Here is a 19,161-nt window from a genome sequence, read left to right as displayed (position 1 = left end):
TTCGTCCCGGCGGACCAGATGCTTTAACTCTCAAGCTCTACGGAAACACAGTACGCCCAACTAGTTCAATTTTCAAAGAGACGTTTCGTACAGTGGACGCATGAACACGGCATCGGACTCCGCCGCACCGCACCGCTGGCTCACCCCCGAGGAACAGCGCATCTGGCGCGCGTACCTGCACGCCACCACCCTGCTGGAGGACCACCTCGACCGGCAGCTGCAGCGCGACGCGGGCATGCCGCACATCTACTACGGTCTGCTCGTCTTCCTCGCCGAGGCACCGCGCCGCCGGCTGCGGATGACCGAGCTGGCCATGAAGGCGAAGATCACCCGCTCCCGCCTGTCGCACGCCATCGCCCGCCTGGAGAAGAGCGGCTGGGTACGCCGGGAGAACTGCCCCTCCGACAAGCGCGGCCAGTTCGCGGTCCTCACCGAGGAGGGCGCGACCGTGCTCGGCCGTACCGCGCCGGGCCACGTCGTCGCCGTACGCCAGGCCCTGTTCGAACGGCTCAGCCCCGAACAGCAGAAGGCCCTCGGCGAGATCATGGAGATCGTCGCCGAGGGCCTGCAACCGGACGAGGAGGGTGCGGACCTCCCCTGGCTCCGCTAGCTCACCGAAGGGATCAGTGGGCCACCACCGGCACCTGCACCTCGTCCTGCGCGCCCGCGCCGGCGGCCACCGTGGTGGAGCCCGGCCGGCCCGCGTTGACGAAGGTGAAGGCGATCAGCGCGGCGACGCCCAGGATGCCGACGGCGAAGCCGATCGCCGTGCTGTAGCCGTGCACCATGCCCTGGAGCGCCACCAGCTGCTGCTGCGGCCTGGTGGCGGCGCCGGCGATGTGGTCCTTGAGGTACGACGTCTTCGCGGACGCGGCGATGGTGTTCAGCAGCGCCGTGCCGATCGCGCCGCCCACCTGCTGCGAGGTGTTGACCATCGCGGAGGCGACACCGGCGTCCCGGGGCTCGACGCCCTGGGTGGCCAGGGACATGGCCGGCATGAACGCCGAACCCATGCCGAGGCCCAGCAGCAGCATCGCGGGCAGCAGCAGGGTGGCGTACGACGACCCGATCTCCAGCCGGGTCAGCAGCAGCATGCCGAGACCGGCGACCAGGAAGCCGGGGCCCATCAGCAGCCGGGCGCGGACCCGGGTCATCAGGCGGGCGCCGATCTGGGTGGATCCGGTGATCATGCCGGCCACCATCGGCAGGAACGCGAAGCCGGTCTTGACCGGGGAGTACCCCTGCACGATCTGGAGGTAGTAGGTCAGGAAGAGGAACAGGCCGAACATGCCGATGATGGCGAGGCCGAGGGAGAGGTAGATGCCGCCGCGGTTGCGGTCGCGGACCACACGCAGCGGCAGCAGCGGGGCCTTGACCCGGGACTCGACCAGCACGAACGCCAGCAGCAGCACCGCGGACGCCACGAACATCGACACGGTCAGGGTGTCGCCCCAGCCGTCGGACTCGGCTCGCGTGAAGCCGTACACCAGCGCGACCAGGCCGAGGGTGGACAGGAGGACGCCGGGGATGTCGAGCGGGGCGCGGTTGCGGCCGCCCTCCGGCTCACGGATGACCAGCAGCGCGCCGGTCGCGGCGACCACGGCGAACGGCACGTTGACGAAGAACGTCCAGCGCCAGTCCAGGTACTCGGTGAGGAAACCGCCGAGGATCAGGCCGACGGCACCGCCACCGCCCGCGATGGCGCCGTAGATGCCGAACGCCTTGGCGCGCTCCTTGGCGTCCGTGAACATCACGGCCAGCAGGGACAGCGCGGCGGGCGCGAGCAGCGCGCCGAAGACGCCCTGGAGGGCGCGGGCGCCGAACATCATCGGGCCCGAGGTGGCGAGACCGCCGACCGCGGAGGCGAGGGCGAAGCCGATCAGACCGATGGTGAAGGCGCGCCGGCGGCCCCACTTGTCGGCGATCCGGCCGCCGAAGAGCAGCAGACCGCCGAAGGCGAGGGCGTAGGCCGTGACGACCCACTGCCGGTTGCCGTCGGATATACCGAGGTCCTTCTGGGCGGAGGGCAGGGCGATGTTCACGATGGTCGAGTCGAGGACGACCATCAGCTGGGCGAGCGCGATGAACACGAGCGCTTTCCAGCGGTTGGCATCACCGGTCGGCGCGGCGATGCGGGGAGCCTTGAGGGCTTCGGACATGGGTGTACCCACTTCGGGACTTCGGGAGTTCACGAGTGCGGAGCTTCGTGACCAGGTGACGGAAAAATGACGAGAAATCGACAGCGGGCGGAACGTGTCAGGACGACGGAGGCAGGAGGCGGGAACAGCGGGAAGTGACGGTCTGTCGGACTGTGCGGGGGACCCGAACCGGTCGTTCCGGTGGGCCTATTCGGTCTGGGCGGAACAATCGGACTGGCGGAGTTCCTCGACGGTGACGGCGCTGCCCGGCAGCACGGAGCGGGCCGGGGCCCGCAGGCCGTCGAGGAGAAGCTGGAGATGGCGGTGGACGAACCGGTCGCCGCGCGGACAGTCGGTGCCGGCCGGGGGCCGGCTCAGCTGGGCCACGGCGATCATCAGGTCGCCGACCCCGACGTCGGACCGCAGCTGACCCGCCGTCACGGCCCGCCCCATGACCTCCGCCACGAGGCTCTCGACCCGCTCGCGGGCTGCCTCCAGGTCGGGATGGTGCCGGTCGAAGGTGCTGGAGACCATCGGGCACAGCGCGCTGATCCGCTCGTCGGCGCAGGCGTGCACGAAGTGCTCCAGCGCCGCGAACGCGTCCCCGGTCTCCGTGAGGGCGCGCTCGGCCGCCTCGGCCGTACGGTCCATCACGGAGCAGACGACCTCGCGGACGAGGGCGTCGCGGTCGGGGAAGTTGCGGTACAGCGTGGCATTGCCGACGCCGGCCCGGCGGGCGATCTCGTCCAGCGGCACGTCGGGGCCGTGCTCGACGAACATCTCCCGGGCGGCGGTGACGATCCGCTCCCGGTTGCGCAGGGCGTCGGCGCGGGGCCGGGTCGCCTTGCGCGGCGCGGGGTGGGTCGCGGTCGTCACTGCGCTCTCCTCTGGGCGGGACGCCGGTGGGACGTCCGTGGGATGTCGATGCGATGCCGGTGGTTCCGGCGATCCGGGGTGAATCCGGGGTGAATCCGGGGAATCAGTCCCCGTTTCAGGCGAACACACTGCTAAACGGGGAGGGGGTCCCCACTTATTTCCCGTGCATGAAAAGAGGCCATGTGAGCTGAGCCACACTCACCTCGCCCCGGAATTCACCCTCCCGCACCCCCGCTTCCCACGATCGGTCCCGCCCTTCCCACGATCGGTCTCGCCCAGCGCGCGCCCCCCGGAGCCCCGACACAGGGTGATCGCAAGGGTGCAGCCGAGGACCGGCGGCTGCCGTGGAGCGAAGGGTCCGTGCATGCAGCCGCAGCCGCAGTCGCCCCGCCGCATACCCCACGACCAGGACCCGAGCGGTATATGCGCGCGCCGCATACGCTCGCGCCGGATGGCCGCACTCGCCGCGGTGACCGCGCTGACCCTCGCGATCAGCACCTCGGCCGGTACCGCCCGCCTCACGGCGCCCTCCGCCGCCGGCCCGATCGGCCTGGCCCGCTCCCCCGCCTTCTCCCCCTGCATGATCCACGGCGGCCCCGACGTGCAGATGACCGAGGGCGTGCCCACCCCGCACGGCTACGCCCGCTCCACGGGCACGGTGCGCGCCCTGACCCTGATGGTCGACTTCTCCGACGCGCCCGGACCGGGCAGCGCGATGGACCGCTTCCACGAGTTCTTCCCGCGGACGCAGGACTGGTTCCGCACCTCGTCGTACGGCCGCCTGGACTACCGGGCCGAGACGCCGGTGACGAACTGGCTGCGGATGCCGAAGCCGTTCAAGGACTACGGCATAGAGCGCGGCGCGCCGTTCGACCCCGGGTACCGGCAGCTGGTGCAGGACATCGTGGCCGCGGCCGACCCCGCGGTGGACTTCCGGTCGTACGACCTCCTGAACATCCTGGTCACCCCGAACGCCGGCCCGTCGGCGCTGGACACGGTGCTGTCGGTGACCTTCGCGGGGAACGCGGACGCGCCGGTGGCCGACGGGGTGCCGGTCGCCAACGCCTCGTTCATCTACTCCCGCCAGGACGACGGCTCCGGCTCCTTCCCGCACACCGGCTATCGGGTCCTGCCGCACGAGAACGGCCACACCTTCGGCCTGCCCGACCTGTACACGCAGGACGGCGGGGGCACGGTCGGGCACTGGGACATCATGAGCGAGGACTGGGGCGCCAACAACGACATGCTCGCCTGGGACAAGTGGAAACTGGGCTGGCTGGACGGCACCCAGGTGGGCTGTGCCGCGAGACGGGGCAGCGTGGAGTACTCCCTGACGCCGCTGTACCGGTCCGGCGGCGGCAAGCTGGTGATCATCCCGATCGACGGCCACACGGCCTACGCCCTTGAGGTCCGGGCCCAGGGCGGCAACGACGAGGCGATCTGCTGCCCCGGCGTCCTCATCTACAAGGTGGACGCCACCGTCGACACCGGCCACGGCCCGATCACCGTCTACGACGCCCACCGCGACAGCGGCGGCTGCACCCGCAGCCCCAACGTCCAGGCCGAACTCTCCGACGCCCCCTTCACCCCGGGCCAGACCTTCAAGGACCCGCGCCACGGGGTGGTGGTGCGGGTGGCGGAGGAGGACGACGGCACGTACCGGGTGCGGGTGACGCGGTCCTGACCCTGCTCGCCGCTGCTCCCTCTTGCCGTCGGCCGGTCCCGGACTGTAGGGGTCCAGGGGGCTCGCATCCGGCGGGCCGGGGCAGGAGGACCTGATGGCGTTCGCCGACTACCAGAACGAGATCTACCTCGACGGCCTGCGCGGAGTGATACCGCGGCTGCCGATGACCTTCGCCGAGCTGGAGCCGCCGGCGCTGGCCGCGCTGACGCCGTCGGTGCGGTCGTACGTCGCGGGCGGCGCCGGGGACGAGCACACCCAGCGGGCCAATGTCACCGCGTTCGAGGAGTGGGGCCTCGTCCCGCGCATGCTGGTGGGGGCCAAGGAGCGCGACCTGTCCGTCGACCTGTTCGGCATGCGCCTGCCCTCGCCCCTTTTCATGGCCCCGGTCGGGGTGATCGGCCTGTGCGCCCAGGACGGCCACGGCGACCTGGCCACGGCCCGCGCCGCCGCCCGCACCGGCGTGCCGATGGTCGCCTCCACCCTGACGGTGGACCCGATGGAGGAGGTGGCCGCGGAGTTCGGCGACACGCCCGGCTTCTTCCAGCTCTACACCCCCACCGACCGGGAGCTGGCCGAGAGCCTGGTCCACCGTGCCGAGGCGGCCGGGTTCAAGGGGATCGTGGTCACCCTGGACACCTGGATCACCGGCTGGCGCCCGCGCGACCTGGCCGCGAGCAACTTCCCCCAGCTGCGCGGCCACTGCCTGGCCAACTACACCAGCGACCCGGTCTTCCGCTCCCGCCTCGCCAAGTCCCCCGAGGACGACCCGTCGGCCGCGGTGCTGCACTGGGCCCTGACCTTCGGCAACCCCCTCACCTGGGACGACCTGCCGTGGCTGCGGTCGCTCACCGACCTGCCGCTGATCCTCAAGGGCATCTGCCACCCCGACGACGCCCGCCGCGCCGAGGACGCCGGCGTCGACGGCATCTACTGCTCCAACCACGGCGGCCGCCAGGCCAACGGCGGCCTGCCCGCGCTGCACTGCCTGCCCGGCGTGGCCGAGGCCGCCGGCGACCTGCCAGTCCTCTTCGACTCCGGCGTCCGCTCCGGCTCCGACGTCGTCAAGGCCCTCGCCCTGGGCGCGACCGCCGTCGGCATCGGCCGCCCCTACGCCTACGGCCTCGCCCTAGACGGCACCGACGGCATCGTCCACGTCCTGCGCTCCCTCCTGGCCGAAGCCGACCTCCTGATGGCCGTCGACGGCTACCCCGACCTCGCCTCCCTCACCCCGGACACCCTGCGCCGCATCCGCTGACGCTCGCGGCGGACCCTGCGCGAGGGACCGGCCCACCCCTCGCCCCCAGGCCCGGCACGCCCCCTCCGCCCCCACCCCGATCCCCCGTGCGCCGAGCGCACCACCCGCTACACTGACGACGGCGACCAGACCCTCACCGGTCGATCACCACCCTGTCCGCGCGACAGATCCCTGCCTTCGTAGCTCAGGGGATAGAGCACCGCTCTCCTAAAGCGGGTGTCGCAGGTTCGAATCCTGCCGGGGGCACAAGAGAGAAGGGCCGGCTCAGGAGAGATTCCCTCCCGGGCTGGCCCTTCGGCGCGTTTCAGGGGTCGTGCCACAGGCGTGCCAGTACGGGCCGCAGGGTCCTTCTCGGCGGGTTCGGAGGCGCACCCCCACCGCCCCGGATCATGGCCCGAGCCGGTCGGCGATGGCCCGGTCACGGTCGCTGGTCACGTGCTGATGGATCAGCGCGGCCCGAGAGCTGCTGTGCCCCATCCGCGTCGTCAGCTCCCGCATGCTGGTCCCGGCCGTGGAGGCCAGCGTGTTTCCCGTGTGCCGAAGGTCGTGGAAGTGCGGCTCGGACGTGACACCCGCGGCCTTACGGGCCTTGCCCCAGTCGCCCCGGTAGTTGCTCCGTCGCAACTGCCCATCCTGCGGCCCGGCCGTCCTGCGGCTCGGCCTGAGCGCGGAGCAGGGTGGTGAAGGCCGTCAGGAGCACAAGCGGGCGGCAACGCGGGCCGATCGCGTCGGCGGCCGCGAAGACCTCCGGCACCGTGAGGACCGGCCGCTCGGGCAGCCGGCCGACCACACGCGCGAGCGCAATGAGTCGGTGATCCGGCTGCACATCTTGCGCACCTTCGGGGCCGGGAGCGCTGGCCGACGTGACGACGGCCAGGGTCCGCAGGTGGTGCGGCGAACTCCTCGCGGCCGGAGGGCTGTAGCGGGCGTGAGCGGAGCCCCTGCTGCCAACACCCGGGCAGCCGGGGCCCCTCCCGTGGCCGCCAAGCAGGGTTGGGGGTGCCATCGCCGCGCGATACCGGCTCCCCGGGCGGTATCGACCGCGGGAAGGGAGCCGTCGCAGATACGGACGGATGGGGTGCGCAGGTGTCGAAACCCGGCGACGAGAGCCAAGAGGTGGGGGTTCCCCCAATGCTAGGGATCGCTGTCCGCGGCACAGTCGTCCTCGGCCCCACGCGTCGGGCCGGCGCGGCGAGCCCCGTGGCCGGTTCGCCGTTCGTCCCGTGATGCAGGAGCGCACGTGCACGTTCCCTCGACCAGCCACTCCACCGTGACCGTCGCGGACTTCGACGCCGCCGCGGTGTCGGGCGCCCGCCGTGCGCCCGGCTGTCTCCGCGAACTCGGTGCGCCCGGCGGGAAGCGCCACTTGTCCACGGTCGGTCCTCGGCACGGCGACGCGCCGGCGGGTCGCCATGCGTGACTCGGCCCCCGATCCGCGTCCGGAGGCACTGCGGTTCTCCGTTCTGGGGCCGCTTGCCGCCGAGGCGCGGGGGCGTGCGTTGTCGTTGGGGCCCCTCAAGCAGAGGCTGGTCCTCGCCATGCTGTTGTGCCGCGCCAACGCGCTGGTCTCCGTGGACCTGTTGACCGAGGCGGTGTGGGACGGCGAGCCGCCGCGGACGGCGCGGAAGAACCTTCAGGTCTACGTCTCGGCGCTGCGCAAGATACTGGCGGAGGCCGGTGCCGGGGACCGGCTCGCGCACCGGCCCGGTGGCTATGTGCTCCGACTCGGCGAAGGCGAACTGGACGTCCTGCGGTTCCAGGCGCTGGCCCGCGCCGGGCGCGAGGCCGCCGCCGACGGCGACGCCGAACGCGCCGCCCGGCTGCTGCGCGACGCGCGGATGCTGTGGGCGGGCGTGCCACTGCCCGAGCTGGCTTGTTCGGGCCCCCTACGGGCCGAGGCCGAGAGGCTGGCGGCCCGCCACCTCACCGTGTGCGAGGACTGGGCCGAGGCCGCGCTGGAGGCCGGCCACGCTCGCGAGGTCACCGAGACCACCGGTGACCTGGTGGAGCAGTATCCGCTGCGGGAACGTCTGCGTGCCGCGCAGATGACGGCCCTGCACCGCTCGGGCCGCCGCGCCGAGGCACTGGCCGCTTACGACGAGCTACGTCAGAGCCTGTCCCGGGAACTGGGCTTGTCTCCCAGCCCGGTGCTGGAATCCCTCTACCGTTCGATCCTCGCCGACAAGGCCGGGCCGCCCGGGGCCGCGCGAACCGTCCGCCGAAGACCACCAGTCCAGCTCCCGCCTGACCTGGCCGACTTCACCGGTCGCGAGGAGACAGTGGCGGAGCTGCTCCAAGTGACCGAAGCCGGTGGCGCCGTCGGAGTCGTCGTCGGACCGGCCGGCGCGGGGAAGACGGCCCTCACCGTGCGAGCGGCGCACCGGCTGGAAAACCAATTCCCCGGTGGCCGGATCTTCGTAAGACTGCACGGTGACGACGGGGTGCCCCGGCCCCTCGCATCGGTGACAGCCGAACTGCTCGGGCACACAGATGTGCCGACCGAGGCGGCGCACGGGGATTCCGGCAGAGCCACCGCACTCTGGCGTGCCTGGCTGGCCGACCGGAAGGTGCTGGTGGTACTGGACGGCGCCGACGACGAAGCTGCCGTCCGGCCGCTGCTGCCCGGCACCGGACGGAGCGCGGTCGTCGTCACGGCCCGTACCCAACTCGCCGGGCTCGCCCCGGCTCACCGCATCCAGGTACCCCTGCTGACCACCGCCGAGGCACTGGATCTGCTGGGCCGCCTCATCGGCGCCGGCCGCATGTCCTGCGACCGGCCTGCGGCCGAACGCATCGTCACGGCCTGCGGGTCGCTGCCGCTGGCGGTGCGCGCCGCGGGCCTCAAGCTCGCCGTCCTGCGGCACCTGCCGCTGGCCGAGTACGCGGACCGGCTGTCCGATACCTCTGCCGTGCTCGACGAACTCGTCGTGGGCGACATCGACGTCAGGTCCCATATGGCTGACCAATGGGGACAGTTGGATGAGGCGCACCGAGCCGCCCTTCAGAGGCTGGCCACGCTGCCGCTGTCGGGAACCTTCACGGTGGAGGAAGCCGCGGCCGCCCTGGGGTGGGGGCAGACCGAGGCACGACGGGGGCTGGAGCTGATGATCGAGGCGGGTGCGGTCGTCTCGCCCAGGAGCGAGGTCACCGCCCACGCGACGGCCTACTCCCTGCCTCACCTCCTCCACCTGTACGCCCGCGAGGCAGCCTCCGCGGCCGGTTCATGAGAGAGGGACGGCGCCCCTCATGAACCCCGGCAACCTCTTCGTCCGCCCGCCCAGGTGGTGTGGGGTGGCCGTCAGGAAGGGGGTGAGGACCCGGAACGGGTCGCGCCTGTCGTCGGCGCTCCAGGTCGCTCTCGCCACCCGCCAGGTCCCGGTCGCCGTCGAGCAGGCACGATGTTGGGCGCGCGCGGAGGCCAGCCGGTGGGCGATCACCACGAGGATGCCCGGCCGGGCGGTGAAAGCGGCCTCCACGCGGGCCTCTGCCTGCGGGTCCGAATGGCAGGCCGCCTCCGTCCAGGATCACCACGGCGGCTTCGTCCAGCACGGCGTGCAGCCCGCGCCGTCAGGTCGGCGCCACGTCCAGACCGACCGCCGACGCAGCGTCCGGCGTCTCGTTCCCGGTGGCATGCGGGACGCAGGTGGAGCACGATCTCGAAGACCTTGTCGGCGAACGGATACGCCTCTCCACGGGATTCTCAACGGGATGAGCACCATCGCCCCGCACGGCCGGTCGGGCAGGATGTGCTCCAGCAGCGGTACGCCTCCCGTTCGGGGGGGTCTCGCCGGGTAGGAACCAGCAGGCCCGTCAGGGGGAAGCAGCGAGTGTCGATTTCCCGAGCTGGCCCGGTCCGAGCGGCAGTGCCGCCAGGAGAAGGATCTGGCTGCCGACCAGCACGATGGGGGTCCGTGGGGCGCTCGTGGGGCTCCTCACCGCTGGACGGCAGGAGCCCCGCGGCTCATTTGTCGCCCGCGGCGTCGGAGTCCACAGCCGCGGCCGCGCTCTCGGCGTCGTCCACGATGCGGGTCAGATGCGAGAGATCGGTGGCGGACGGGGACGGTGGGACCGTCGCGTCGGCAGGGGCGGAGACGACGGGAGTGCCCGGCGGCCGGCTGCCGCTTCCCCCGATGGCTCGGTGGGGGCCGCAAGCAGTGGTCAGGGCGATGCAGAGCAGCGCCATGGCCGTCAGGGCGCGGTGTGGGCGCGGCGAGGTCACGTGGTGGCTCCGTGGTTGTGGGCGGTGCACCAGTCCGTGACCTGGGTGAGGGTCTGGCTCCGCTGCTGGAGGAGGGGCACGAGGGACTTGCGGTAGGTGAGCCGGTCGTCGAGTCCGGCCTTGTCGTGTCCGGCGGCCTCTGCGTTGTCGACGCGCTTCTGGAGGCGTGCGATGGACCCTCGCTGGGTCACCGGGCCGTTGAGACGCGTCAGGTCTCGGTCGATGCGATTGGCGACCCGCGTGGCCCGCACGCACAGGGCGCGCGCCGCGTCTCCGGTGGAGTCGGTGCTCGCGCTGGACGTGGTGCTCGCCCCGCCAGCAGCGGCCGGCCCGACTGCCCCGAGCAGCGCGGTGATGGTGGCGAGCGCCACCACGGTGGTCTTCCTGCTCAGCATGAGCTTCTCTCTCCCTGGTTCCGTTCGGCACGGCGGATCGCCGCTGCGGCAAGAAGCTAGGAGCGCTCTTTGTGGAAAGTTTGTGACCGGCCGAAGTCCGCTGTGAGCCAGTCGCGCCGCAGCTGGGGCAGGGTGGCGACCGCCGTGTCCCCGGCGTCGGTGAGGGGGAGGCGAACTTCGAACCGGGTGCCCGGCCCGTCGGGTCGGTCCTGGACGGTGATCCGGCCGCCGTGCAGGGCGGTCTGCTGGGCGACCAGGGTCAGTCCCAGCCCGGAGCCGGGGCTGTCGGGGCGGCGGTGGAAGCGTTCGAAGACGGCCGCCCGCGCGGCCGGCGGAATGCCGGGCCCCCGGTCGCCGACGGTGAGTACGGCGACCGGGCCGTGCTCGTCCCGGGCGCCGTGCACGGAGACCTCCACCTGGGCCGGGCGGCCCGCTTCGTGACCGTGCACCAGGGCGTTGGTCAGGAGGTTGTCGACGACCGAGCGCAGTCCCTGTTCCCAGCCCCGCACCACCAGGCCGGAGTCCGCGCGCACCTCCACGTCCGCCCCGGGGTGCCGGCGCCGCAGGTCACAGGCGCCCTGGTGCACCACGTCGGCCAGGTCGACGGGGCCGAACGCCTCCGCCTCGACCAGGTCGCCCTCGGCGAGTGCCCGGAGCATGACCAGCAGGCCGAGCACCCGGCCGTGTTCCCGGCGCAGATCGTCCAGGACCTCGGCCCGTTCGGCCTGGGGAAGGTGTGGGTGTCCGGTGAGGATGTCGAGGTTGGTGCCCACGCTCATCAGCGGATTGCGCAGCTCATGGGAAGCGGTCGCGGCGAACGACCGGGCCGTGGCCAGTGCCTCCGTGGTACGGGCGGCCTGCTCGTCGTAGCGGGCGAGCACGGTCTGGAGCGTGCGGGCCAGGTCGTCGACCTCGGCGACCCCGGTCGGGGTGTGGTCGAGACGCACCGCGCTGGTCCGGGGGTCCAGGCCGCCGGCGCGCCGCTGGAGCAGCCGCAGCGGGCGGGCCGCGCGGGCGGCGGCCGCCCAGGCGAGGGCGCCGGCCAGCGGGGCGGTGAGCAGGGCGGCGGCGATCACGCGTCGCCGTACAAAACGGAGTTGGGTCTGGGTGGCGGTGCCCGGCGACATGAGCCACAACGTGCCCGTGGCCCCGTGCCCGGAACCGGTCAGGGGCGTCGCCAGCACCCGCCAGCGGACACCGCCGGCCCACACCGTCACCAGGATGGGCTTCGTCCCGGCGGCGGGCAGCCTCACCGAGGCACCGGGCTGGGGGCCGCCCGACACCGTGCCGTGGGGGCCGGTGAGCCGGATGCCGACGTCCAGGGCGGAGGTGAACAGCATCCGCTGCCGGGCCTGTTCGGCCGCCGCGCGGTCCCTCGTCATCGTGCGCAGCAGCGCCGTGGCCGACGGTCCCACCGCGGCCGCACGGTCACGCAGGTGGGCGTCCTGCTGGGCGTGCAGATCGTCCGCGACGAGCCGCAGCAGCAGGGCGCCGCCCGCCAGTACGAGCAGTGGTACGACCGCGGCGACCACCAGCGCGATCCGGGTGGACAGCCTCAACGCCCGCCCCCGCCCGGCGCCCGGTCGTCGCGCAGGACGAAGCCGATCCCGCGGACGGTGTGCAGGATCCGGGGCCGCCCGCCGGCCTCCAGCTTGCGCCGCAGGTAACTGATGAACGTGTCCACGGCGTCGGTGCGCACGTCGAAGTCGTACCCCCACACGCGGTCCAGCAGTTGGTCGCGGGTGAGCACCAGACCGGCGTTGCGGGCCAGCACCTCCAGCAGGTCGAACTCCCGCCGGGTGAGGGCCAGCGGCGTGCCGTCCAGCAGTGCTCCGCGCGTCCCCGGGTCGATCACCAGATCCCCGGCACGCACCCGGTCCGTCGGCGCGGGGGGCCTGCGGCGCAGCAGCGCCCGCAACCGCAGCACCAGTTCCTGCAGGGCGAACGGCTTGATCAGGTAGTCGTCGGCGCCCGCCTGGAGGCCGGCCACCCGGTCGGCCACCTGGTCCAGCGCCGAGAGCATCAGCACCGGTACGTCGCTGCCGCTCTCCCTCAGCGTCCGGCACACCGCGGTCCCGCTGAGGCCGGGCATCGAGACGTCCAGCACCACCACGTCCGGCGCTTCGTCCCGCAGGACGGCCAGCGCGGCGGGGCCGTCGTCGGCCAGGACCACCGAGAAGCCTTCCAGCCGCAGCCCGCGCTCCAGCGAACGCCGTATCGCCGGGTCGTCGTCGGCGACCAGCACCCGCTCCCCCGCATGTACGCCGGTCCTCACGGCTGTGATCGTACGTGCGTCGGACCGCGCCCGGGAGCCACCATGGCATCACAGAATTTCCACAAGATCCGTCCTTACCGTGCCTCGGCGGAACCGGCGGCCGGCGCCGGGCACCGGGCAGCACCAGATCCTCGACGCCCCGACAGAGAAGAGCACAGGATGACGTGGCCTGGATCGCCACGCTTTCCGGCGGAGGAGCGGCCGAGCCGACCGCTCACCGGCCGGGAGCGGCAGATACTGGAATTGGTGGCCCAGGGCATGACGAACCGGGCCGTCGCGCGGAATCTGAGCATCTCGGAAAGCACGGTGAAGAATCATCTGCGGGCGGTATTCGCCAAGTTGCGCGTGACGGACCGGACGCAAGTGGCACGTCTCGCGGTCCGCGGCGGAACGGCTCCCGGGGGTGCCCCGGCAGTCGGCTGCCGGGGCACCGCACGAGACGGGGCACTCACGTCGTGACGTTGCTCCACCCGCTGACGGACACGCTGAAGCAGGGGAACAGCAAATCCGTCTCGATCCGGAGCTTCTGGAGGGCGAGGATCTGCGCCATGTTTGATCACCTCCTTCCTTCGATCGCGGACCCGTGGCGGTCCAGGGTGAACAACTCGTCGCCCTGAGCGTGGACGACGCGCTGGAGCGCCAGCAGGACCCCGGCACTGCCACTGGAGACATCGGCGCTGAACCGGAGCGAGTTCCCGCCGCGGTAGCGGATGCCTCGGCCGTGCGGGACGGCGTACTTGACCAGTCCCGTGGCGACCCGGACGGCGTCCTGGCGGTCCCGTGCGTCGTCGGTGAGATCCGCGTGGTCCGCGAGGAGGCAGACCATGCCGGCGAGTCCGCCGTACAGGCCGGGTTCCCTCGCGTAGACCTTGCGGGTGTCCGCGACGACCAGGGGAAGTGCCGCCGTGCACCGTTCGTCGGGTGAGGTGGCCGCGTAGCGGACCAGGACTGTGCCCACGCCGGCCGAACCCTCGGCGAGAAACGGCATGACGCGTCCGCTCAGGGCGTTCTCGGAGAAGGACAGCGAGCCGTCGGGCAGCGGGACGGCACGGTCCAGTTCCTCGTGCAGCAGCCGGCGGCCCGCTTCCCGGTAGCGTTCGTCGCCCGTGTCACGAGCCAGGTAGTGGAGGAAGTGCGCCAGTCCGGCGCGTCCGTGGAACAGCCCGCGAGCGTCGTGGGCGCCGAGCGTGGATCCCGGGTCGGCGGTGCGCAGGATCGCGTCGCCCGCGGCGGCGGCCCGTTCGAGGTGACGGACGTCGCCCGTTCGCTGGTGCAGGGCGAGCCAGGCCAGGCCGACCCCGGCCCGCCCGTCGGCCAGCGTGGTCGACGACGCGGTGAGGGGATGGCTGTCGGCGGTGCGCGCGAAGTCGATCGCCTCGTCGAGGTGGCCGAGCGCGGCGAGGACCCGGGCGATTCCCGCCGAGCCGACCGCCAGACCGGGCGGCAGTTCCTCGCGCAACGCCTGGGCATCGCGGCGCAACCGCTTCTCGACGGCATCCGGGACCGGTGCCCCCGCCCGGTGCAAGGCGTGCACTACGCCCGCGGTCCCGTACGCCACGCACACGGTGTTCGTCCGGAACGCCATGGGCGGCGGCGGGAAGACCCAGTCCGTCCTGGCGCTGTCGGCCATGTCGAGCAGCCCCGCCGCTATCTGCTCGGCGACCCGGCCGAGGCACGCCAGGGGGTCGGCGTCGAGTTCCGCGGGGGTGGGCAGAACGGCGGCTTCCCGCTCGGGCGACCGCTGGAAGGCGGTGGCCCGCGCCCACAGGTCGTCGGGTACCGGGGCCGCGGCCGTCAGATCGCGCCGCAGCAGCGCGAGGTTGGCGGACACGGGTTCGGGAACGGCGTACAGGGGCGCCAGCAGGGTGAGGGCCGTCGCCGCCATGCCGTACCGGTCGCCCACGAACGGGTCGGTGCCGTCGCCGGTCAGGTCGGAAGGCGCCGTGAATCCCGGGGTCCCCATCGCGGTGGGAGGGCCGCTCGTCGCCGACACGGCTTCGAAGTCGACGAACCTGGCGTCTCCCGCGGGGGTGACGATGACGTTCCCGGGGTTGATGTCCCCGAACCGGTACCCCAGGCGGTGCAATCGCTCGAGGGCCGTGTCCAGGGACCGGAGAATGCGCCGGCAGCCGGCGTAGTACCCGGCGAAGTCCCGGGCCGACCCGTCGGCCTTGAGGAGGGGGGCGGCGCGTCCCATCCACTGGGGCAGCGGCAGTCCCTCGACGTGCTCCATGACGAGGAAGTCGTGCTCCCACTCGGTGAAGTGGTCCAGCGGCTCAGGGCCCACTCCGGGGATCGCCTCGTGGACGGCGGCGAGCACCTCGTGTTCGTGGCGCAGCCGCTCCCGCGCGCTGGTGCCGTCCCAGGTGTAGCCGTTGTGGGCGCGCGCCTCCTTCACGAAGACGAGGCGTCCGGTGCGGGTGTCCCGTGCCTGGTACGCCCCTCCGGCATTGCTCGGTTGCAGCACCTTGACGATCTCGTAGTGGCGGATGAGGATCGGGCCCTCGTGCTCCGCCTGCTCCTCGGTGACGAAGGGGTCGACGATCCCGTCGGGGAGGACGAAGGCGGGCAGGCGGACGTCCACGACATCGCGCCCGAAGCCGTCGCGGACGAGAGGCTCCCGGGTCCCGTCGGGCAGCAGCCGGCTCCGGCCGCCGAACGCGCCGAATCGGTAGTGGACGGTCCGGGAGTCCCGGTAGCGGCGGTCGGAGAGGACGTAGGCGCCCTCCTCCCCTTCCAGGGCCTGCGAGAGGAGGTCGAGGAGCCGCCGCGCGGTGGCGCTGTCCGGGGGGTAGACGGTGCAGAACTTCCCCGACTGCGATCTGGCGCCGTGCTTGTGGTGGAGGAACAGGAAGAAGAACCGGGCGCTCGCGTGCTTGAACGGTGTGTTCTCGGCGAAGCAGGTGTCCGACACCACGTCGAGGACGTGCTGGGCACGGTCCAGCCGTGCCGACACATGGATCTTCCAGCCCCGCTCGGGCGGCCGGACCTGCGGATTGCGCCAGACCGTCCAGATGTCGTGCGCTGTGCCACGCCAGCCGGCCGGTACGCGTCCGGGGGCGAAGCGCGGGCCGGGATCGTCGATCGCCGCGAGCGGTGCGTAGTACTCCTTGTCGGCGAAGACCTCACCGAGGACGTCGAACAAGGGATCCTCCTCACATTGCCCGGCCGGCAGGCGGCCCGTCCGGACGCCTCGTGCTTGCGGCGGTTGTCAGGGAGCATGCCGAGGGGAGGTCAGGATCCGGTTGGCCGACGGTCCGATGTCGGTATGTGCGCTGCTGAGGGCGCCGACCACGGCGGCACGCGAACTCACCTGGAGTTTGCGGAAGATGCGGGTGAGGTGGGCCTCGACGGTCTTGACCGACACGAACAGGTTCGAGGCGATGTCGCGGTTGGAGAGGCCCCGGGCCACCAACTGGCAGATGCGCCGCTCTTGTTCGGACAGTGCGCCGTACGGTGTGGAGTGCCCGCCCTGCCGGGGCCGACGGGCGCCGATCTGACGTTGGGCGTTGACGGCGAGCCTGCTCAGATGTCCCGCCCCGTGGGCGTCGGCGATCCGCTTGGCGCATCCGACGGAGTCGATGGCGTCGTCCAGCCTGTCGGTGGCCGCCAGGGCCCGGCCGAGCAGGAGCCGGACGCGGCTCTCCGCCAGGACCAGGCCGCCTGCGGCGAAGGACTCGGCCGCGGCCGAGAAGAGTTCCGTGGCGGCGCGAGGGTCGTCGTGCCGGACGCAGGCCATGGCGAGCGCGGCGTAGCCGGACTGTCCGGGGAGCCCCACGGCCTGCGCGGCCTCGGCAGCGTGTGCCGCCCAGTCGCGGGCAGCCGCCGTGTCGCCGAGGGCCATCTCGGCCTGAGCCGCGGTGGAGTACCACATGGCCCGGAGCGCCTGGGTCGTCGTCGATCGGTTGGCACTGGTGATGGTCCGCAGCAGCTGGATGCAGTCGTCGGGCCGCCCCTGGTCGAGGCGGACGGACGCGAGTACCGCCGCGGACAGCTCCCACAGCCGTCCGCGGCGTCCGGCCGAGCGCAAGGCCCGCTCGGCGGCGTCGGCGGCGGCGGCTGCCGGGCCGTCCAGCAGCGCGGTGGCGCTGGCGCTCAACGTCAGGGCGCAGCCGATGAGATCCGGCCGGTCAAGCAGGTGGGCCATCTCCTCGGCGCTCGCCGCCGAGGCCATCGCGCCCGAGAGGTCTCCCGTCGCCTGCTCCGCGTAGGACTGGCCGAGCAGCAGGTACGGCATCATGTAGCTCTGCCCCGTGAGCCGGGCGCACCGAGTGGCGCGTGTCATGTGCCGGATGGCGGCGTGGTGGCGTTCGGCAAGGACCTCGGCCCAGCCCAGCTGGCCGACCTCGTCGAGAAAGGCGGCCAGTTCCCCGTCTTCCATGGCGTCGATGAAGGCGGCGGCTTCGGAGGCGTACATCAGCAGTGTCCCGGTCCGCCCGCTGTATGCGGCGCCCAGGGCACGGCAGGCCGCCACCGCGGTCAGGGTCTTGCGGTCGACGGGCGCGGGAGTGCGAGCCAGGAGGGCATCGAGGTGGCCGGCCGCCACGGCGAAGTCCCCTTGTGCCATGCCCACGGTGGCGAGTTGCAGCCGGAGCGGATTCGCCTGCGCGTCGGTCTCCGGCCAGCGGACCAGTTCGTCCTGGAGCGCGAGCTTCGCCGCCTTGGCGCTGCCGAGAATCCGCTCGATCACCGACCGGAGTTCCACGATCGGTACGCGCTGATGACGCCGGTCCGGCGGCACGAGGTCCAGAGCCTGCGCGAGGGCGTCGCGGCAGGCGGTGAGGTCCCCGGTCATCATGCAGGCGTTCGCCAGACCGAGCAGCATCCCGATCCGGCGCCGGACCGACTCCTCGGAGTCGTCCGCGCCGGACAGCCGCAGCGCCGCGCGCAGCCAGGCGGCCGCGGTCGCGGGCGTCGAGGGGATGGCTCGGGCCGCGGCCTCGGCGAGGACGCGGACGGCTTCGAGGTCGCCCGTCTGCGCCGAACGCGCTAGGTAGGGTGCGCGTTCCACCGGGCTCGCTCCACTCCTGCTCAGCGCCTCGTCGGCTCGTGCGTTCGCGGCGAGCCACCAGCCCGGCGGTGTGTCGCGGGACACGACTTCACGGAGCAACGGGTGCCGGAAATGAAGCAGTTGGCGTGGTTCGTGCTGCTCGGCGCCGGTCGACGTGCCGGACCGGATGAGGTCCATCCCGACGAGGACATCGAGCGCCTCCAGGGCCGGACCGGTGGCCAGGCCGGCGACCGGACCGAGCAACAGGGGGTCGAAGGGGTCGCCCAGCACTGCGGCGGCGCGCAGCGTGGCGAGTTCCTCCCCGGTCAGCAGAGCGACCTCGCGGGCCAGGGCTGCCCGCAGCGTGTGCGGCAGGCCGGTGAGCTCCTCGGTCGCATCGGCACCGTCGGTGGTGAGCTCGGTCAGAACCTCCAGGTAGAGCGGATTGCCCCCGCTGGCCTGGCACAGCCGGTCACGTCGGCGTGGCGTGGGTACGGAGCCGAGGAGACTGCGGCACTCCTGCTGGTCCAGCGGTGACAGCGGGAGTCGTTCGATGCGGTAGTCAGCAGGGGTGTGCTGGAAGGAGGCCAGCAGTTTCGCCGCCGCCTGTCGGGGCCGGTGTCCGCAGGCAAGGATCAGTGGCGTCCGGGGCGGCTGGCGAAGAAGGTGGTGCAGCAGCTCCAGGGATCCCTCGTCCGCCCAGTGCAGGTCATCGAGACAGAGCAGTACCCCGCGCTCCCCCCCGACGTCCGCCAGAAGCCGGCCGACGGCATGGTACAGCCGGTAGCGCTCCACCTCGGGGTACCGGTACCGCCCAGGATCACAACCGGCACCGCCGGGAACCACCAGGCCCAGCAACTCCGTCATGTCCTCGTCAAGCGGACGGTGTTCTGCCGCGGCCCGCCGGCCGAAGCACCGGCGAATGGGGTCCACGAACACCCCGAAGGAGCGTTGCGGTTCGAACTCCGAGGCCCGGCCGGACAGTACCGTGAGTCCTTCCACCTCGGCCAGGTCGGCCAGTTCGGACAGCAGCCTGGTCTTGCCGAGCCCCGGATCCCCGGTGATCTCGATGACGGTGGACACGCCGTCCCGGCAGGTGCTGACAGCAGACCGCAGGACGGCCATCTCCTGCTCCCGGCCGGCGAGTGGCCAGGCGTGCGTTCCCCGAGCAGCTCGCCACATGCCCGCTGTTCCGTCCTGCGGCCGGTTCTGCTCGATCATGGGTCTCCTCAGCTCTGGCTCCCGGGCGTGCGGTTCGCTGTGCGAAGCCGACGTCCCTCCGGGCAGAACTGATCTTCATCCACGCCGTGGCCGGTTGGCCTCCCAGTA

General features: G+C 72.2%; 13 protein-coding genes, 1 tRNA gene and 2 pseudogenes. 7 read left to right on the top strand and 9 right to left on the bottom strand.

Annotated features, from left to right (window positions below; translation table 11 throughout):
• Positions 1-100: 100 nt before the first annotated feature.
• A complete protein-coding gene (locus ACWDD7_RS06315; protein ID WP_351863973.1) occupies positions 101-610 on the top strand; it encodes a MarR family winged helix-turn-helix transcriptional regulator in 510 nt (169 codons plus the stop codon).
• Positions 611-623: 13 nt separating this feature from the next.
• Here the strand turns inward: ACWDD7_RS06315 and ACWDD7_RS06310 are convergent, their stop codons facing one another.
• Positions 624-2,159: an MFS transporter gene (locus ACWDD7_RS06310; protein WP_450456537.1), complete on the bottom strand. Its 1,536-nt coding sequence runs from the start codon at positions 2,157-2,159 to the stop codon at positions 624-626.
• 186 nt (positions 2,160-2,345) lie between these two features.
• Complete coding sequence (locus tag ACWDD7_RS06305; protein WP_351863967.1) at positions 2,346-3,014, bottom strand: TetR/AcrR family transcriptional regulator; 669 nt, start codon at positions 3,012-3,014, stop codon at positions 2,346-2,348.
• Positions 3,015-3,378: 364 nt separating this feature from the next.
• On the opposite strand from ACWDD7_RS06305, the gene ACWDD7_RS06300 reads away from it, so the two are divergent.
• From ACWDD7_RS06300 to ACWDD7_RS06290, 3 genes are all read left to right on the top strand, one after another.
• Positions 3,379-4,698 carry a M6 family metalloprotease domain-containing protein gene (locus ACWDD7_RS06300; protein ID WP_450456536.1) on the top strand — a complete coding sequence of 440 codons (1,320 nt, stop codon included), beginning with the start codon at positions 3,379-3,381 and terminating at the stop codon, positions 4,696-4,698.
• 94 nt (positions 4,699-4,792) lie between these two features.
• Positions 4,793-5,953 (top strand): alpha-hydroxy-acid oxidizing protein, encoded by a 1,161-nt coding sequence (locus ACWDD7_RS06295; protein ID WP_450456535.1) that lies wholly within the window; start codon positions 4,793-4,795, stop codon positions 5,951-5,953.
• A gap of 173 nt (positions 5,954-6,126) precedes the next feature.
• Positions 6,127-6,199: transfer RNA gene (locus ACWDD7_RS06290), tRNA-Arg, on the top strand.
• 58 nt (positions 6,200-6,257) lie between these two features.
• Here ACWDD7_RS06290 and ACWDD7_RS06285 read toward each other — a convergent pair.
• Positions 6,258-6,731 (bottom strand): annotated as a pseudogene (locus ACWDD7_RS06285) (tyrosine-type recombinase/integrase); the annotation flags it as partial.
• A 3-nt stretch (positions 6,732-6,734) separates the two neighbouring features.
• On the opposite strand from ACWDD7_RS06285, the pseudogene ACWDD7_RS06280 reads away from it, so the two are divergent.
• Both ACWDD7_RS06280 and ACWDD7_RS06275 read left to right on the top strand, forming a co-directional pair.
• Positions 6,735-6,867, top strand: a pseudogene (locus tag ACWDD7_RS06280) (tyrosine-type recombinase/integrase); the annotation flags it as partial.
• Between the two features lie 498 nt (positions 6,868-7,365).
• On the top strand, positions 7,366-9,180 hold the full coding sequence (locus ACWDD7_RS06275) for a BTAD domain-containing putative transcriptional regulator (protein ID WP_450456534.1): 1,815 nt from the start codon (positions 7,366-7,368) through the stop codon (positions 9,178-9,180).
• A gap of 734 nt (positions 9,181-9,914) precedes the next feature.
• Here ACWDD7_RS06275 and ACWDD7_RS06270 read toward each other — a convergent pair.
• Genes ACWDD7_RS06270 through ACWDD7_RS06255 form a run of 4 tightly spaced genes read right to left on the bottom strand, consistent with a single transcriptional unit; the run spans position 9,915 to position 12,842 of the window.
• A complete protein-coding gene (locus ACWDD7_RS06270; protein ID WP_351863955.1) occupies positions 9,915-10,172 on the bottom strand; it encodes a hypothetical protein in 258 nt (85 codons plus the stop codon).
• Entirely contained in the window at positions 10,169-10,567 is a 399-nt protein-coding gene (locus ACWDD7_RS06265; protein ID WP_450456533.1) for a hypothetical protein, read from the bottom strand. Before ACWDD7_RS06265 ends, ACWDD7_RS06270 begins: the two co-directional genes overlap by 4 nt.
• A gap of 56 nt (positions 10,568-10,623) precedes the next feature.
• Complete coding sequence (locus ACWDD7_RS06260; protein WP_450456532.1) at positions 10,624-12,126, bottom strand: sensor histidine kinase; 1,503 nt, start codon at positions 12,124-12,126, stop codon at positions 10,624-10,626.
• Positions 12,123-12,842 (bottom strand): response regulator transcription factor, encoded by a 720-nt coding sequence (locus tag ACWDD7_RS06255; RefSeq protein ID WP_450456531.1) that lies wholly within the window; start codon positions 12,840-12,842, stop codon positions 12,123-12,125. The genes ACWDD7_RS06260 and ACWDD7_RS06255 overlap by 4 nt, the downstream gene beginning before the upstream one ends.
• Between ACWDD7_RS06255 and ACWDD7_RS06250 the strand changes: the two genes are divergently transcribed.
• Entirely contained in the window at positions 12,825-13,301 is a 477-nt protein-coding gene (locus tag ACWDD7_RS06250) for a response regulator transcription factor (RefSeq protein WP_450456530.1), read from the top strand. The two genes, ACWDD7_RS06255 and ACWDD7_RS06250, sit on opposite strands and share 18 nt — an antisense overlap.
• A 97-nt stretch (positions 13,302-13,398) precedes the next feature.
• Here ACWDD7_RS06250 and lanKC read toward each other — a convergent pair whose 3' ends face one another.
• Both lanKC and ACWDD7_RS06240 read right to left on the bottom strand, forming a co-directional pair.
• The gene (gene lanKC, locus ACWDD7_RS06245; RefSeq protein ID WP_450456529.1) at positions 13,399-15,987 is read right to left on the bottom strand and encodes a class III lanthionine synthetase LanKC; all 2,589 of its coding nucleotides are present in this window, start codon (positions 15,985-15,987) and stop codon (positions 13,399-13,401) included.
• 66 nt (positions 15,988-16,053) lie between these two features.
• Complete coding sequence (locus ACWDD7_RS06240) at positions 16,054-19,053, bottom strand: helix-turn-helix transcriptional regulator (RefSeq protein ID WP_450456528.1); 3,000 nt, start codon at positions 19,051-19,053, stop codon at positions 16,054-16,056.
• Between the last annotated feature and the right edge of the window lie 108 nt (positions 19,054-19,161).

The organism is Streptomyces sp. NPDC001056, assembly GCF_053598955.1.
The sequence above is the reverse complement of the archived record's forward strand: the minus strand, read 5'-3'. Positions and strand labels throughout refer to the sequence as shown.

Excerpts from the sequence above, each read along its gene's own strand:
- ACWDD7_RS06300 (WP_450456536.1), top strand. The coding sequence starts at position 3,379 with ATGCAGCCGCAGCCGCAGTCGCCCCGCCGCATACCCCACGACCAGGAC.
- ACWDD7_RS06310 (WP_450456537.1), bottom strand. The coding sequence starts at position 2,159 with ATGTCCGAAGCCCTCAAGGCTCCCCGCATCGCCGCGCCGACCGGTGAT.
- ACWDD7_RS06315 (WP_351863973.1), top strand. The coding sequence starts at position 101 with ATGAACACGGCATCGGACTCCGCCGCACCGCACCGCTGGCTCACCCCC.
- ACWDD7_RS06250 (WP_450456530.1), top strand. The coding sequence starts at position 12,825 with ATGTACGCCGGTCCTCACGGCTGTGATCGTACGTGCGTCGGACCGCGC.
- ACWDD7_RS06275 (WP_450456534.1), top strand. The coding sequence starts at position 7,366 with ATGCGTGACTCGGCCCCCGATCCGCGTCCGGAGGCACTGCGGTTCTCC.
- ACWDD7_RS06240 (WP_450456528.1), bottom strand. The coding sequence starts at position 19,053 with ATGATCGAGCAGAACCGGCCGCAGGACGGAACAGCGGGCATGTGGCGA.
- ACWDD7_RS06265 (WP_450456533.1), bottom strand. The coding sequence starts at position 10,567 with ATGCTGAGCAGGAAGACCACCGTGGTGGCGCTCGCCACCATCACCGCG.
- ACWDD7_RS06295 (WP_450456535.1), top strand. The coding sequence starts at position 4,793 with ATGGCGTTCGCCGACTACCAGAACGAGATCTACCTCGACGGCCTGCGC.